General features: G+C 42.5%; 15 protein-coding genes. 12 read left to right on the top strand and 3 right to left on the bottom strand.

Going from position 1 to position 16687, the window contains the following annotated elements:
• Nucleotides 1-36 precede the first annotated feature (36 nt).
• Genes JJ941_RS05380 through JJ941_RS05390 form a run of 3 tightly spaced genes read right to left on the bottom strand, consistent with a single transcriptional unit; the run spans nt 37 to nt 2804 of the window.
• Nucleotides 37-612: a 5-formyltetrahydrofolate cyclo-ligase gene (locus tag JJ941_RS05380; protein ID WP_290962633.1), complete on the bottom strand. Its 576-nt coding sequence runs from the start codon at nt 610-612 to the stop codon at nt 37-39.
• Nucleotides 609-2222, bottom strand: a complete 1614-nt coding sequence (bshC, locus tag JJ941_RS05385; RefSeq protein WP_290962634.1) for a bacillithiol biosynthesis cysteine-adding enzyme BshC — start codon at nt 2220-2222, stop codon at nt 609-611. Before bshC ends, JJ941_RS05380 begins: the two co-directional genes overlap by 4 nt.
• A gap of 3 nt (nt 2223-2225) precedes the next feature.
• On the bottom strand, nt 2226-2804 hold the full coding sequence (locus JJ941_RS05390; protein WP_290962635.1) for a bifunctional nuclease family protein: 579 nt from the start codon (nt 2802-2804) through the stop codon (nt 2226-2228).
• Between the two features lie 238 nt (nt 2805-3042).
• Here JJ941_RS05390 and ndhC point away from each other — a divergent pair, with 238 nt between their 5' ends.
• From ndhC to JJ941_RS05450, 12 genes are all read left to right on the top strand, one after another.
• Nucleotides 3043-3417 carry an NADH-quinone oxidoreductase subunit A gene (ndhC, locus tag JJ941_RS05395; RefSeq protein ID WP_255135728.1) on the top strand — a complete coding sequence of 125 codons (375 nt, stop codon included), beginning with the start codon at nt 3043-3045 and terminating at the stop codon, nt 3415-3417.
• 8 nt (nt 3418-3425) lie between these two features.
• Nucleotides 3426-3908, top strand: a complete 483-nt coding sequence (nuoB, locus tag JJ941_RS05400) for an NADH-quinone oxidoreductase subunit NuoB (protein ID WP_255135729.1) — start codon at nt 3426-3428, stop codon at nt 3906-3908.
• 4 nt (nt 3909-3912) lie between these two features.
• Nucleotides 3913-4425: an NADH-quinone oxidoreductase subunit C gene (locus JJ941_RS05405; protein ID WP_255135730.1), complete on the top strand. Its 513-nt coding sequence runs from the start codon at nt 3913-3915 to the stop codon at nt 4423-4425.
• A gap of 3 nt (nt 4426-4428) precedes the next feature.
• Nucleotides 4429-5721 (top strand): NADH dehydrogenase (quinone) subunit D, encoded by a 1293-nt coding sequence (nuoD, locus tag JJ941_RS05410; protein ID WP_290962636.1) that lies wholly within the window; start codon nt 4429-4431, stop codon nt 5719-5721.
• The gene (locus JJ941_RS05415) at nt 5722-6264 is read left to right on the top strand and encodes an NAD(P)H-dependent oxidoreductase subunit E (protein WP_290962637.1); all 543 of its coding nucleotides are present in this window, start codon (nt 5722-5724) and stop codon (nt 6262-6264) included.
• 6 nt (nt 6265-6270) lie between these two features.
• Nucleotides 6271-7557 (top strand): NADH-quinone oxidoreductase subunit NuoF, encoded by a 1287-nt coding sequence (gene nuoF, locus JJ941_RS05420; RefSeq protein ID WP_290962638.1) that lies wholly within the window; start codon nt 6271-6273, stop codon nt 7555-7557.
• 50 nt (nt 7558-7607) lie between these two features.
• Complete coding sequence (locus tag JJ941_RS05425) at nt 7608-9344, top strand: 2Fe-2S iron-sulfur cluster-binding protein (protein ID WP_290962639.1); 1737 nt, start codon at nt 7608-7610, stop codon at nt 9342-9344.
• A complete protein-coding gene (gene nuoH / locus JJ941_RS05430) occupies nt 9345-10376 on the top strand; it encodes an NADH-quinone oxidoreductase subunit NuoH (protein ID WP_290962641.1) in 1032 nt (343 codons plus the stop codon).
• Nucleotides 10377-10553: 177 nt separating this feature from the next.
• The gene (locus JJ941_RS05435; protein WP_290962643.1) at nt 10554-11048 is read left to right on the top strand and encodes a hypothetical protein; all 495 of its coding nucleotides are present in this window, start codon (nt 10554-10556) and stop codon (nt 11046-11048) included.
• An 88-nt stretch (nt 11049-11136) separates the two neighbouring features.
• Nucleotides 11137-11619, top strand: a complete 483-nt coding sequence (locus tag JJ941_RS05440; protein WP_290962644.1) for an outer membrane beta-barrel protein — start codon at nt 11137-11139, stop codon at nt 11617-11619.
• A gap of 133 nt (nt 11620-11752) precedes the next feature.
• Nucleotides 11753-15079: a PAS domain S-box protein gene (locus JJ941_RS05445; RefSeq protein WP_290962645.1), complete on the top strand. Its 3327-nt coding sequence runs from the start codon at nt 11753-11755 to the stop codon at nt 15077-15079.
• Nucleotides 15080-15199: 120 nt separating this feature from the next.
• Nucleotides 15200-16681 (top strand): histidine kinase dimerization/phosphoacceptor domain -containing protein, encoded by a 1482-nt coding sequence (locus JJ941_RS05450; protein WP_290962647.1) that lies wholly within the window; start codon nt 15200-15202, stop codon nt 16679-16681.
• Nucleotides 16682-16687 lie beyond the last annotated feature (6 nt).

Consider the following 16687-nt stretch of genomic DNA (forward strand, 5'->3'; position numbering starts at 1 on the left):
TCCTCCGTTGTGCCCTACGGCTAAATTAGCGCATTGTTACGCGAAAATCACTTCCTCTTCCGAAATTATCACATCCAATTTTTCGTCAAATTCTTCGATGGGTATTTCATCAAACAGAAAGGCATCAAACACTAAGCCTACTTTTATAGCTTTGGCTTCTTTTAAAAAACGATCATAAAACCCCTTGCCATATCCCAGCCTGTTTCCGGCTCGGTCTGCAGCAGCCATGGGTACAATAATAAGCTCAAGCTCCTTCACATTTACCGGAGTAATATGCTTTGGCTCTTCTACTCCCCATTTGTTTTTTTTCAGGTCAGAAAGAGAGCGAATCTCCGAGTGGGTTAAACTCCTGTCTTCGAAATTGGTGACTGGAACTACGGCTCTCTTGTCTCCATTTAAAATATCTTCGAGTAAGCCATCGGTGTAAACTTCCCGCCGCTGGTTCATAGATATATAGGTATGAACCGTTTTAGCTTCTTTGAAGTAGTCAGCATTTGTAAGTGAAGAGATAATCTGATCTGATTTATTCTTCCATTCCCTGTCAGGAATCTGCAGTCTTTCAGCTAATACTTTTTCCCTTAAATCCTGCTTTTGTTGGGAAATGGAGCTCATAATTCAATCAGGTGATGTTTAGTCAGATCCAACCCTTCTTTCTCAATTTCAGCAAGCAGTTCGTTCCAAATATCCACCCCATACTTATTCATAAAGTACACCGGGGAAACTGCTCGTTCCTGTAATCCTCCATCGGGGAATAAATTCACTTTGATCTTCTCAATACGGTTTAGCTGAATTTCTTCCTGCTTTTTGATGGAGCGATATACGCGGCCTTTCAGTTTATCAAGCTCATTGCCAAATCCTGCTACCGTTTTACCGACCATGCCATCCAAAGTTGGGTCGATCTCATTTATAACTTGAAGGGGTTCTTCGGCCGAATCTTCCAGCTTTTGCTTCCAATCTCCGAATACCTGCTCAATATCAACGGTATCAGTTTGTTCGATAAACTCGGATTCGAGGTCTTCAATGCGCTTGCCATACTCACAAAAACTAAAGGGTAACTTTTCCACGATTCTCGAAATTCCGGACTCAATAATGGTGGCGCTGAATCTTGGAAAAATGGGAGGCATCTGCAGATCGAAGTGTCTATAAAAGTCTTTCATTTGCCCATAGTAGGCCAATTCACCGGGTCCGGCTACATACCCAAGAGTTGGTAATAGCATATCCTGAATTACCGGGCGAAGAAAAACATTAGGAGAGAATTTTTCCGGGCTACTCTGGATTTTTTCGATGAGTTCTTCCTGGGTCCAGTTTTTCTCACCGGCCCTCCACCCTTTCCCTTCCCGGTTAAGCTTTTGTCTGCCTTCAGTCTCAGATAGGTAAAACAAGTTGGAATCACCATTCATCACCTGTCGATGAAAATCATTCTCGAGTTCCGAACTTTTTTTCTCTATGGCTTCATAAATCGAATCCGCTTTCGATATGCTGGCAGAGAATTGGTCGACCAACAGGTTTTTAACAGGGGCAAAATTACTCCCCGCAATCAGCAGGCCTTCTTCAGCAAACCACTGGTTTATTAATCCGGCAAATGCCCGGGAGTGGGTTTTCCCTTCCCGATAGTGTTCATCTATTTGGCTCCAAAGAGCTTCCGAAAAGTCTGTATCAAAAAGTTCTTCCTTAATTTTTGATTTCAATTCTTCAATCTGCCCGGTAACCAATTCATCAGAAACCGGCTTTCCGCTACCCTCTTCATTTAAATGAATTTTTGTAAAGTCTTTTCTGCCGGTTATGCCTGTCCACGCTATTTCTTCAAAATCATGATCTTCATCAGCCAGCCAAAATACAGGGACAACGGGCCGGCCTAATTTTTCCTGATAACTTCGGGCAAGCAGAATAGCCGCCATTGTTTTATAAATGGTGAACATAGGTCCACCTAAAATGCCCAACTGCTGGCCGGTCACTACAACAAGTGCATCTTCTTTACCGAGTTTCTTCAGCTGATTGGTTTGAGAAGAGGAAATACCGAGTTCATCATGATATTCTCTCAGTGCCTCTATATAAGCGTCTTTATATCGTGCTCCAGAAAGGGCTTCTGCTCTTCTTTCAATGTCAGCTTCATCCAGAGGATTAAACTCATAAAATGAACTGAGCTTATCGTAATCGTTTAGGTAGGTTGTGAATAGCTTTGAGTAAGACAGTTCGGTAAACGAACATCCAGATAGGTCCAAAATTTATCCTTTCATTTTAGAAATGCGGTCCCGAATCTTGGCCGCTTTCTCGTAATTTTCGGTTTCAATAGCTGTTTGAAGCTCTTTTTCCAACTTTTCGAGTTGGGTTAATTCTTTTTGCCCGGGTGCAGGATCATCGCTTTTGAGTGCTTCTTCGAGGGTTTGGCTTTCCGGTTCTGTACTGATCCCGGCTTCCTTCAACACCTCGTCATTCACATAGATAGGTGCGTTAAAGCGCACTGCTAATGCAATGGCATCACTCGGTCGGGCATCCAGCTCTACCAGCTGATTCTCACGCTCAAATATAATTTGCGCATAAAAGGTTCCTTCTGATAAATCATTAATGAAGACCTGCTTCACTTGCGTGTCGAAGCTTAAAAAGAAGTTCTTCAACAAGTCGTGAGTCATTGGTCGGGGTGGCTTAATGTTTTCGAGCTCAAGAGCAATAGCCTGAGCTTCGAACGAACCAATGATGATGGGGAGTCTTTGATTTCCTTCCGCTTCTGTTAAGATTAAAGCGTACGCGCCTCCACTGCTCGGGCTTGTTGAGAGTCCCAGAATTTCCATTAATACTTTACTCAAATCTACACCTTTTATATGCTTTTGTAGGTTGGCTTTAGAAGGTAACGAATTTTAGTTAAGTCTTAAACCTGCTCATTTATTAATGCAACTTTAATCAATCTTGAAAAGTTTAGCCAAAATTCAATCTTTTTTCTTCCATAAAAATTCAAATAAAGCCTATATTCTCGCCCAATTTCGTTGACATTGCGAAACATTGAGGGTAACTTTTCAGCCCGTTAACCGAGAACATTTCAGATATATGCTCGAAAATTATTTTCCGATTTTAATTGTAGGTATCGTTGCCTTAATTCTGGCAGCTGCTTTTCTGATCCTATCTAAAATATTAGGGCCATTTCGTCCTAATAAGAACAAGTTAGATCCTTACGAAAGTGGAATGGATCCGGTCGGGGAAGCCAAAGACCGCTATTCTATCAGCTTCTACCTGGTAGCGATGGAATTTATTGTATTCGACCTTGAAGTCATTTTCATATATCCGTGGGCGGTTCGGTATTTAGAATTTGGCGTAGGAACGTTCATGGCTATGATGCTATTTATTGTAATACTATTCGTCGGACTTCTCTATACCCTGAAGAAAGGCACCTTAGACTGGGACTTAAATCATTTTAAAGCTTAATAACTACCATGGGAATCGAATCAGCACTTGGTGAAGGTTTTTTTACAACTAAAATTGATGCGCTCACAAACTGGGCCCGGGCCAATGCCGCCTGGCCGATGCCAATGGGTTTAGCCTGTTGCGCTATCGAAATGATGGCCTTTGCCGGCCCGCGTTATGACGCCTCCCGATTCGGTTCGGAGGTAATGCGCTTTTCTCCCCGGCAAAGTGATGTTATGATTGTGGCTGGATGGTCCACCTATAAAATGTCGCACGCTATTCGCCGTATCTGGGATCAAATGCCCGATCCAAAATGGTGTATCGCTATGGGTGCTTGTGCATCAACTGGTGGAATGCACCGCTGCTATGGTGTGGTTCAGGGAGTTGATAATTACCTTCCGGTTGACGCTTACGTTTCCGGTTGCCCTCCCCGCCCCGATGCCCTGCTTCATGCACTGATGAAGATACAGGACAAAATTAAAACTGAGCACTCTGTTTTATTAGACACTTAAGATTATGAGTTTAGACTTGAACAAAACGGAACAAGGCGTTGTAGATGGCCTTTCTTCTGATTTTTCCGAGGACTTGATTGAAGTTTATCAGTCCTGTGGTCATACCTACATCCGGGTTGAAGAAGAAAACATTATAGACATTCTGAAATACCTGAAGGAAAAGCACCACTTTATTTTCTTGTGTGATATTATCGGAACCGACCGGTACACATCTGACGAGCGGTTTGAAGTTATTTACAACATCATGAATCTTCGAACTCAGGATCGAATGTTTGTGAAGATCAGAGTAGAAGAAGAAAATCCTCAGGTTCCAACCGCCACTTCTCTTTGGACCTCCGCCGGCTGGTTTGAACGTGAAATTTACGATATGTACGGTGTTCGTTTTGAAGGGCATCCTGATCACAGACGTATGTATATGCCGGAAGATTTTGAATACTTCCCGCTTAGAAAAGAATTTCCGCTGTTGGGTATCCCCGGTTCTATCGAACTGCCTAACACAACCCCAGATACGGAGTAAGGCATGAAACTCAAAGACATTAACAGTAAGGTAGATCCTAAGTTTTTTAAGGAGCACCAGCGAGGCATATATAAAAGCCTTGAGGATAAGCACACTACCATTGAAGAGATTGACAGCGAAGACCCGCTGAATTCCAAAATGATTTTGAATATGGGTCCGCAGCATCCGGCTACACACGGGGTGTTGCGTCTTATCCTTCAGCTGAGGGGTGAATTGATTGAAAAAACCAAGATTGACATTGGGTACCTGCACCGTGGTGTAGAAAAGATTGCTGAGAATAAGACATACCAGGAATTCATGCCTTACACCGACCGCATGGATTACCTATCTCCTTACAGCAATAACGTAGCTTTATGTACCGCTGTTGAGAAACTGGCTGATGTTGAAGTACCCGAACGTGCTCAATACATTCGCATGATTTGTTGTGAATTGGCTCGTATCTCCTCTCACCTGTTATGGTTAGGTACCATGGTGATGGATGCCGGTGCCATCTCATTTTTCATCTGGACCTTCCGTGAACGTGAAAAAATCTATGACATTTTTGATGAAGTAGCCGGGCACCGTTTTACGGTTTCTCACTCCAGAATTGGGGGTGTGGCGAACGATCTTACCGATGATGCCGTAGCACGTATTAAGGAGTTTGTAGAGAAATTCCCTCAGGAACTTAAAGACTGGCATGGACTTTTAGACCGTAACCGAATTTTTATTGAAAGAAACCAGGATGTTGGGATCCTTCAAACCAAGAATGCTCTAGACCTTGGTGCTACCGGTCCGGTTCTAAGAGCTTCGGGGTATGCTGTTGACCAGCGAATTATTAATCCCTATCTGAAGTATGATGAGGTAGATTTTGAAGTACCAACCCGCCTTGAGGGTGATAATCTTGCCCGATACTTTGTCAGAATGGAAGAGATGGGTGAAAGTATTAAGATTATTCAGCAGTGCTTTGATAAGATGCCAAAAGGCCCGGTTAGAACCAATAACGCCAAGCAGGCCTACCCTTCCAAAGACGAAGTTTACTATTCCATGGAGGGAATGATTCATGATTTCATGATGACGGACACCGGTATTTGTCCACCGGCTGGTAAAGAAGTTTACCATGCGGTAGAATCCCCTAAAGGAGAACTTGGCTACTTTATTCAAAGCGATGGAACCGGACATCCATGGAGATTAAAAGTTAATGCCCCTTCCCTCAGAAACCTTCAGGTGCTGGAGCATATTCTGGATGGCGAGATGGTGGCTGACACGGTTGTTATAATCGGAGGAATTGATCCTGTAATGGGAGAAGCAGATAAATAAATGGAAGAAACGTACGAATTTACAAAAGAAGACTTAGAGGAAATCGAAACCATAAAGGCGAAGTTTCCTACCGTGATGCCTGCTACCCTGCCTACACTTTGGGTAGCTCAACGTCGGTTTGGCCACGTTGAACCGCCGGTTCAACGCCTGGTTGCAGAGACTCTTGACTTGCCTGAATCGCATGTTCACGGAGTGGCAACTTTCTATACCCAATATTATAAAGAGCGCAAAGGTAAATACGTGCTGGACGTTTGTACAACAACCAGCTGTCAGCTTTGCGGCGGATATGAAATGCTGCACTACCTGGAAGATAAACTGGGCATCAAAGCCGGTGAGACTACCGAAGACGGCATGTTCAGCATCCAATCGGTGGAGTGTCTGGGTGCCTGCGGTTACGCCCCTATGATGCAAATCACCAATGATGTATATGTAAATCATCTCACCGAAGATAAGCTGGATAAAGTCATTGAAAGCCTGAAAGATGGTAAAATGCCTGAATTTGAATCGGTAGGAATGCCTCTCCTCGAAAAAAGAAATATTTAAGTAATTATGGCCTCAGACTGGAAATCATTTGAACCCGTTCTTATTCCCGACATCCCAAATCTTGAAAAGATTGAGGTGTATGAGAAGAATGGCGGGTATGAATCTCTTAAGAATGTAGTTACAAGTAGCGACTGGACGCCTGAAGGGGTCGTAAATGAAGTGAAAGCTGCCAATATTCGAGGTCGTGGCGGTGCCGGATTTAATGCCGGCTTGAAATGGTCGTTTATGCCCAAACCTGATGGGGGGCCTCGTTACCTTGCCTGCAATGGTGATGAATCTGAACCCGGGACTTTTAAAGACCGTAAGATTTTTGAATATAATCCCCACCTATTTATTGAGGGGGCGCTGATTGCCGCTTATGCTATGCAAATCACCACCATATATGTGTATGTGCGTGGAGAATATATTTCATGGGTTAACATGATGGAGAAAGCCCTTCAGGATGCCCGGGACAAAGGATATATCGGAAAGAACTTATTTGGAACCGATTATAGTGTTGAATTTGAAATAACCTACGGTGCCGGAGCTTACATTTGCGGCGAAGAAACTTCTATGCTTGAATCGCTGGAAGGAAAGCGAGGATATCCTCGTGTTAAGCCTCCCTTCCCTGCTCAAAAAGGACTTTGGGGGCGCCCAACAACCATTAACAATATCGAAACCCTGGCGAATGTACCGCTGGTAATCAAGAACGGTGCGGACTGGTTTAAAGGCATTGGTGCTGAAAGTCATCCTGGACCGGTTTTATACGGAATTTCAGGTCATGTAAATCGCCCCGGAGTGTATGAATTGCCGACAGGTGTTCCTGTAATGGATTTAATTAATGATGTGGCTCAGGGAATTCGAGGCGGAAAGAAATTAAAAGCTCTGATTCCGGGCGGTTCTTCTACACCGGTTTTAAGAGCAGACCAGCTGGAAAATACTTCTATGGATTCCGATTCACTCCGTGAAGCCGGATCTATGATGGGAACAGCAGGCATGATTGTAATGGATGAAGACACAGACATGGTAGATGCTCTTTGGAGAATTTCCCATTTCTATCACCATGAATCATGTGGACAATGTACTCCGTGCCGTGAAGGAACCGGTTGGGCTGAAAAGATTTTGTTGAAAATTAAGAACGGCGATGGTGAAATCAGAGATCTAGATCTATTACTGGATTTAACTACTCAGATGGAAGGACGAACTATTTGTGCCCTGGCTGATGCAGCCGCATGGCCCATTCGCCACACTATTAACCGCTTTAGAGATGAATTCGAAGCTCGCTGTAAGAAATCAGTTCACGCAGTAGCCTAAAAGTGATGATCTTTTGATTGAATCATCGATCATAAATCAAAAATTGTGAGATGCCAGAAATATTTATAGACGGACAACGATACGAATTTGAAGAAGGTACTGATAAAGGTCTGCTTCAGTTCATTTTAGATAATGGCAAAGAAGTCCCCTTCTTTTGCTACCACCCTTCTATGAGCGCACCGGCAAACTGCCGGCAGTGTTACGTGAAAGTGGGTACTCCTGTGAAAAACCAGGAAACCGGCGAGTATGAACTGGATGAGAACGGGGACCGAGAAATCAGATGGTTTCCAAAGATGCAGACTTCCTGCACCATGCAGATGCAAGATGGTATGGTTGTTGAAACACAGGAAACAAGCGAAGAAGTAGCCCGGGCTCAGAAAGATACTATGGAACTGATCCTGGTAAATCATCCTCTTGACTGTCCTATTTGTGATCAGGCCGGTGAATGTCCGCTGCAAATTCAAACCTACAAATACGGTCCGGAAGGCAGCCGTTTTGAAGTTAAGAAAGTACATAAGCCTAAGCGTGTTGAGCTTGGCCCAAGAGTTACCCTCGATGCTGAACGATGCATTAACTGTACGCGATGTGTTCGGTTTACGGAAGAAATCAGTGAAACACATCAACTCACCATTACTTCCCGTGGCGATAAAAATTATCCGATTACGGCGCCCGGACGTGAGTTTGACGATCCCTATTCAATGAATACCATTGATATTTGTCCGGTTGGAGCACTAACCTCAACCGATTTCCGGTTTAAGGCACGTGTTTGGGAAATGAACCAGACCCCAAGTATTGATGTGACCAATGGTAAGGGAACCAACATAGATATCTGGACGCGTGATAACCTCGTGCTCCGAATCACGCCAAGATTTAATGGTGAAGTTAACGACCACTGGATGGCTGATGAAGGCCGGGAAGTTTACCGAAGATTTAACGAGAACCGTATCTCCCGCCCTGCCCTTAAGCTGGACGGAGACAACCAGTCAAAAACTTCCTGGAACAATGCTATTGAGACCTTTGCTGAAACGCTGGAAGCCGGAAAGCCGGAAGATGTTATAGTGATCGGAAGTGCTCATGCCTCTGTAGAAGAGAATTACGCGCTGATGAAAGTGTTTAATCTTTGGGGCGTTAATAACTTTAAGTTTGCTCCTCATATCATTGAAGGTGCAGGTGATGATTTCTTGCTCACCGACGATCAGGCTCCTAACACAAGTGGTGTGAAGCTGATTGGTTATGAAGAAAGCAACGACCTGAAAGCTGACGTAAATGACGCTAAGATCGTTATTATGCTTTCGGATGAACTTATTGATCGCGAAGTGCTTTCTGCTGAAGATCTGAAAGGTAAATTCAGCATACTTCTTTCAACCAATGAATGCGATACCAGTAAATCAGCTGATCTTGTGATTCCGGTTACTTGTATTGCTGAGCATGCAGCCAGCTACGTAAATGTAGATGGGCGAATTCAGCGCTCCTTCCCTGCCAAAGAAACCAAGTACACACACCGAAGCCTGGATCTGGAAATGTCACAAGGCCGACTGGATCGCTACGGAACCAATTTTGATAACTGGGTTACCGAAGACAATAAAGTTGATTGTGCTCCCGCCTGGGAAATCATGAACCGATTGGCCGATCGATTGGGATTAGATGTTGAATTCGGTGCATCTCGTGAAATTATGGATGAAATTGCATCTTCAAACCCATCCTTCGAGAACATTAGCTACGAGCGAATGGATAATGAAATGGGCGTGAACCTTAACCCTTCAAACAAAAAAGAGGCAACTGCATAAATGAGTACAGGTGGAATTGATATTTTAGGACTTTTTATCCCTACCTGGGTTGCCGTTCTTAGCTTAGGTATTTTTACCTGGCTTAATTCAGCAGCTCTTTTGGTGTATGCTGAACGTCGTATTGCCGGGTTAATTCAGAATCGTGTGGGACCAAACCGTGTAGGTCCTGCAGGTTTGCTACAGCCCGTTGCAGATGTTGTAAAGCTTCTGCTTAAAGAAGACGTTACTCCGTCTCAAGGCTATAAAGTTATTCACCACATTGCCCCGGTTATACCGGTTTTTACCGCTTTTATGACGGTATCGGTAATTCCTTTTGGAGAAAACCTTTATGTCACTGATATCAATGCTGGTGTTCTTTTTATTTTAGCTATTGCCTCACTGGGTGTATATGGTGTTACTTTAGCCGGGTGGTCCTCTAACAGTAAATACTCCCTTCTTGGTGGACTCAGAGCTGCTGCTCAGATGATCAGTTACGAACTTCCTATGGGTATGGCCTTGGCTTCCGTGGTTTTAGTAGCCGGGTCCCTGAGTATGGTAGAAATCGCTGCTTCACAGGAGCATTTGTGGAATGTGTTTATAAATCCGATTGGTGCCATCATCTTTATAATTGCTGCATTTGCAGAGGCTAACCGAACTCCGTTTGATTTGGTTGAGGCTGAGCAGGAACTTGTGGGTGGTTTCCATACCGAATACAGTGGTATGCGTTTCGGAATGTTTTTCCTTGCCGAGTACATGCACGTATTCATTGGTAGTGTACTTATTACCACCTTCTTTTTTGGAAGTTACCACCTGCCATTTGCAGGATACTGGCTGCCCGAAATGAGCGCATTAGCGAAAGGCGTTCTGGACGTTTCCGTATTCATGGCTAAAGTAGTGTTCTGGTGCTTCGTATTCATTTGGGTACGCTGGACCATCCCGCGATTCAAGTACAATCAGGTTATGAAGCTTGGCTGGGCCCGACTACTTCCGCTGAGTATCCTTAATTTCATGCTGATTGCAGCCGGTATGTACGCATATACGCACTGGTTCTAAGATTATTCAGCATATCTGATTTCTTTAAAGCCGGTTATGCCGGCTTTTTTTTTATTGCCCATCATTTATCGCATGAATTGCCTAATCTAAAGATGTGATATAATCCCAGCTCTCTGCTTTCTATCCTTACTCCGTGTTCCGGAAGGAACGTTAAAACCCAAAAATACGGAGCAGGTTATGAAAACAATTAAATTACTTTTGGTTGCGCTGATGCTAATTACACTCTCATCTTGCACTATTTACGATAATGATGTGGAAGGCGAAGTTGATCTCGTTTATTCAAGTACCATCACAATTCGTGCCAACGATTTCGTTTCCCAGGACGAATATGTGTCTGTTGCTAATTATGGATGGGATAATCTGGATGTGGAAATGGTTGATTATGGCCTTGTATTAGGTTATATCCGGTTTGAAGGTACCACAGCCTGGCATGCCCTCCCTTATTCCATTCCTTTCGAAAATGACCTCGTAAATCTCCGGTATTCATTCGATGTTGATAATATCAGTTTGATATTGGAAGGCGAAGTAGCTGATAATAATCAGGCAAATGAAGCTCTTTTTGATGGCGATGTACTGCGGGTAATCGCAATCCCTCCTTCAGAAATCATCCGATCCAAAGCAATTAATTATCGGAACTATGATCAGATTAAAGAGTTATATAATATTGAATGATTACTATTAGAGTAACATTTTGTACATCTTTTACTCTTATAGAAAGAAAAATTAATACAAACGAACCAACCAACTATTGGAGACACTAATGAATTTCTCAAAAGTTTGTACCATCCTATTTGGAATTATACTGGGCTTATCATTTTCGGCTCAGGCACAATCCATTCCCGAAACAGGGTCATTTGGAATTCGCGCTAACTTAACCGGACAGAATTCAATTGAAATGCCCTATATGCTCAATGAATCCCTTTCCCTGGCACCTTACATCGGATTCAGCACAACGCAGGATCAGTCAACTAATGTTTCGATTGGTATCCGGCCACGATACTATGCAAGTACCAGCAACGCATTAAGTACGTATTTTACCGGCACTTTAGGATTTACAAATACTTCTTTCAGTAATACAAATAACTCCGTAACCGACTTTAATCTTGGAGTGGGATATGGTGCCGAGTACTTCTTTTCAAATCAATTCAGCGTAAGTGCCGATGCCAACCTGAACAGCCGGTTTGGAGATAGCGCTACAAACCTTTCAACCGGAGCCAGAGTGTCAGCCACTTTCTATTTCTGATCCATCATAAATATGTATTATGTCGAAAAGCCGCCTTGCAACAGGGCGGCTTTTTTAGTTTAATAGAGTTACACTCCCTTGGCTTGAATTAGCAAGCTCGGGATTTTGGTTTGATAAGTAGTTATCATTAAGTATGATAGAAAAAGAAAAAAACGTTGAGATCTTTAGGGCACTGCCTGTTCCCACGGCCCTTATAAACATTGATGATCCGGCTTTTACCATTGTGGCTGTAAACGATGCCTTTAAAAAAGTTTCGAGCCGGCAAGGGAAAGATATCGTTGGAAAATCTTTTTCTGATGCTTATCAAAATAGTTGTGAGAATCATAAGTTTTCCGATTTTCAAGTGGTCTTGTCATCATTTCGAAAAGCCCTTGAAACTGAACAAATACATAAAATCCCAAAAATCCGGTACGATATTACCACTGATAAGGGTAAGCCTCAGCTTACATACTGGGAATTTACTGTAGCTCCCTATTATAATAACGAAGATTGTTTAGCCTACCTGCTTTGTACAGCCTCTGACATTACCGAGAATGTGTTAATTGAGGAACAGAAAGATATCATCCTTAATCACACCGAAGGAAGCTTTATTTTAACCAATGAGAATTTAGAAATACTGCTATGTAATGATCAGTTTGTGCAAAATTATAAAGAAATTTTCGGTATAGAGGTTCAAAAAGGGATTTCAATACTTGAATACGCGCTACCTGAAAGAAGAAAAGAGATTGAAAAGATATATGAACATGTGCTTAGTGGAGAAACCATTGAAATAGAACTCCCTGTTCCAATTCCGGGCGGTGATTACAGGTATTTCAATGTTTTATACAAACCAGCAAAACGTTCCAATGGTGACATTTTTGGGGCATTTATATCACTGCGAGAAATTACTTCTGAAAAAGAGGCCAAACAGAGTTTAGAAGAAAAGGAAGCTCGTTTTCGATCCCTTGTTGAACAAGGAGGTGATGTTGTAGTTATCCTTGACAGTAAAGGAGACCCTAAATATATAACCCCTTCTGTAGAACCCGTTTTTGGCTACAAGCCGGAAGAGGCGCAAAATTTAAATGTAACCGATGTTACCCATCCTGAAGATTTTCATCTGGTTGAAAAGGCTCTCCGGGAAGCAATGGAAAACCCCGGAAAGGATGTGAAAGTGCCCCCTGTTCGGATGCAGCAAAGAGACCGAACATGGAGGTGGTACGAAACGTCTATTACCGACTTGAGACATGAACCCTCAGTTGCCGGAATTGTCGATAATATCAGAGACGTTCATGAGCAGGTATTGACAGAAAAACTACTCGAACGATCCAAAGAGAAGTATGAATCGCTGGTGAGAAGTGTTGAAGGTGTTATTTGGGAAGCTAAAGCCGACACCTATGAGTTTACCTACATCAGTCCGCAGTCGGAATATTTGTTTGGATATAGTGCTGAAGAGTGGATCAATAATTCTGATTTCTGGGAGAATAATATTCACCCCGAAGATCGCCAGGAATCCGTAGCATACTGCCAGAACCAGACAAAAAAAGGACTCAATCACGACTTTGAATACCGGTTTAAAAAAGCCTCGGGGGAATATATATGGGTTCGGGATGTAGTTACTGTAATCACCAAAAACGGTAAGCCGGATTTACTGCGGGGACTAATGATCGATATTAATGAGCAAAAAAGGCTCATCAATCTGATGGAGGAAACTTATCAGATTGCCAAAATCGGAAATTGGGAGCTTGATCTTAAGCAGGAAAAATTGTTTTGGTCTCCGTTTATCAAAGAACTTCACGATGTACCGCCAGACTATGAACCGGACCTGAACACTGCGATTGAGTTTTATGAGAAAGGCAAAAGCAGGAAGGAAATTGAAAAAGCAGTAGAAAATGCCATCGAACATAATGAATCCTTCGATGTTGAACTGACCATAATTACAGCCAAGGGAAATAAAAAGTGGATCCGTGCTGTAGGAACTCCTGAACAAGCCAATGGCGAATGTATCCGGATTTTTGGGAGTACCCAGGACATCACAGACCGGAAAATAGCCGAGGAAAAACTTAAGAAAGCAGAACAAAAATACCGAAATGTTGTTGAGCACAGCACCAATATGTTTTACACCCATGGTGTTGATGGAGTTCTGAACTACGTGAGTCCTCAATCGAACTACTTTCTGGGGTATGAACCGGAAGAAGCCAAAAAACGATGGACGGAATTCATTACCGATCACCCCATCAATCAAAAAGGAGTGGCAATAACACAGAAAGCAATTGAAACAGGTGAAACCCAACCGCCTTATGAGCTTCAGTTACGAACAGGTAAAGACGAGATTATTTGGGTTGAAGTAAACGAAGCTCCCCTGGTAGTTAATGGTGAAACGGTTTCTATTGTTGGCTCTCTTACAGATATTACCGAACGTAAAAAGTATGAGGAAAAACTCCAGAATAGCCTGGAGCGCTACCACTATGTTTCCAAAGCCACTCGTGATGCCATTTATGACTGGGATGCTGAAAAAAATACCATCCACTGGGGAGATGGCTTGTACTCGCTGTTTGGGTACAAACCTTCGGATATCGATGCCTCTGTTAACCGATGGATCGACCTGATTCACCCCGACGATGTAGAAGAAGTTCGGGAGGCTTTAAAGTTTACCCTTAAGGATGCTTCAATGAATCATTGGGCGTATGAGTATCGGCTGAAGAAAGCGAATGGAGACTATGCGCATGTGAGGGAAAACGGATACATCAAAAGAAATGAAGACGGATGGGCTACCCGGATGATTGGGGCTATTCAGGACATTACCGAAGAAGTCTTCTCAAAACAAGAAATTCAGGCCTCCCTATCTGAAAAAGAAACACTGCTTTCAGAAATCCATCACCGCGTAAAAAATAATCTGGCCGTTGTTTCCGGGATGATTCAACTGCAGGCCTATGATACCGAAAACGCTGATTTACAAGCTAAACTGTTTGACAGCGTGGTTCGCATCAAAACCATGGCCACAGTACATGAACTGCTGTACCAGTCTCAAAGCTTTTCAAAGCTTGAATTCTCTGATACCCTCCAAAAACTTGTGGAGAATATATCCGACACCCTGCGTTCCAACACCTATATAGATACAACCATTGACTGTGAACCAATTAAATTAAACATAAATCAGGCCATACCCGCTTCATTGATCGTAAATGAAGTGATCACAAATATTTATAAACACGCTTTTAAAGGACGTGAAAAAGGGAATGTGGCGTTCAAGCTGGATAAAAAGAACGAGCTTATAAATATTCAGATAAAAGATGACGGTGTAGGATTTCCCGAAGGTTTTGACGTAGATGTAAACACCTCTTTAGGCTTTCATTTAATTCGGGTTTTAAGTGATCAAATCGATGCCACGTACAAGTATGAGAATGGAACTTCAGGAACTCTTTTTGAATTATCATTCCGAAAACATAACAACAAAGGCATAGGAAACAGGCATCTTAAATAAATGTAATTTTTTCCTAAAGAAAACTCGTTTACCTTCGATAAGTACTAAAACAGGTACGCACTGCAACGCTCTTTGTTAAATAACATATTACTATTCCAAGCTTTTAAGAGTTAGTACTTCATGGTTTCAACCTCATACAGTCGTCAGATACTGGATAACATCCCCAACAGTGTTTTTGTTGTCAATGTACACGACACCGGATTATTCAGCATCAAAGATGTAAACAAAGCTCAACTGGCCTTTATCAATAAAGAGAGAGATGAAATTGTAGGCAAATACACCCATGAGATATTCCCGGCTGAAGTCGCAAATCACCTTAAGAACGTGTACCAACGATGCGTGAACGAAGGTGAAAGAATCTCTTACGAAGAGAAGATAAACTTGCCGGATAAAGGTGAACGATATTATTTGACCACACTGACTCCACTGAAAGATGAGGACGGTGCCGTAACAAGTCTTGTGGGCACATCCATAGATATTACCGAACAAAAGCTTACTGAACAGTCGTTACGAAAAAGCGAGGAACAATATCGTGGCTTTGTACAAAACAGTACGGAGGGCATTTATTTGTTCGAGTTTAGAGATCCTATTGATACTACCCTGCCTCCTCTTGAGCAGATACCACTATTCTTCAAAAAAGGTTATATGGCAGCTTGTAACGAAGTAATGGCAGAAATGTACGGATATAATGATAGCAATATAATCATCGGTAAAAATCTTGAGTTCTTTTTTGGCAATGAAAAGAGCGACCACATTATTGAGTATTTTAAAGGAATAATTGAAGCAAATTATAAAATCAAAGATGCCCTGAGTATTGAGTTAGATAAGGATGGTAACCCTAAATACTTTCTAAACAGTATTACCGGAATTATAAAGGATGGTTATCTGACACGCGTGTGGGGAACCCAGAAAGATGTAACAACAGAAAAGGCGGCTGAAAAACAGCTGCAGGAGTCATTGGCAGAGAAAAATACGTTGCTCTCTGAAATTCATCACCGGGTGAAAAACAATCTCGCTGTTGTTTCCGGAATGATGCAGCTACAGGCTTACGAAGCTGAAAATGATAGCCTGAAGGAGAAATTGTACGACAGCGTAGTTCGGATAAAAACCATGGCAACGGTTCATGAATTGTTGTACCAGTCGCAGAGCTTTTCAAAGCTGGAGTTTTCGGATACGCTGACCAGACTTGTAGAGAACATTTCAGAAACCCTGCAAACAAGAACGAATGTAGAGGTTGATATCGATTGTGAACTCATTCACCTGAACATTAATCAGGCTATTCCCGCCTCTCTCATTGTAAATGAGGTATTGACGAATACTTACAAACACGCTTTCCCAAACAAAGAAGAAGGTAAAATCAATTTTACCCTATCAGAAAAGGATAAACTTATCCGGATTGAAATAACTGACAATGGCATTGGCTTCCCTTCCGAAAAGAATACAGAACAGGGCTCTTTGGGTGTACACTTGATCGATGTGCTCAGCCAGCAAATTGAAGCCAACTACGAATACACCAACAATAAAGATGGAAAAGGAACCTACTTCTCCATGTCATTTAAACGAACTGACTCATCAGAAATAGCTGATCACCAGCTTTCGTAGTTTTTT

Origin of the sequence: Gracilimonas sp., from assembly GCF_017641085.1 — a bacterium.
GTDB lineage: Bacteria > Bacteroidota > Rhodothermia > Balneolales > Balneolaceae > Gracilimonas.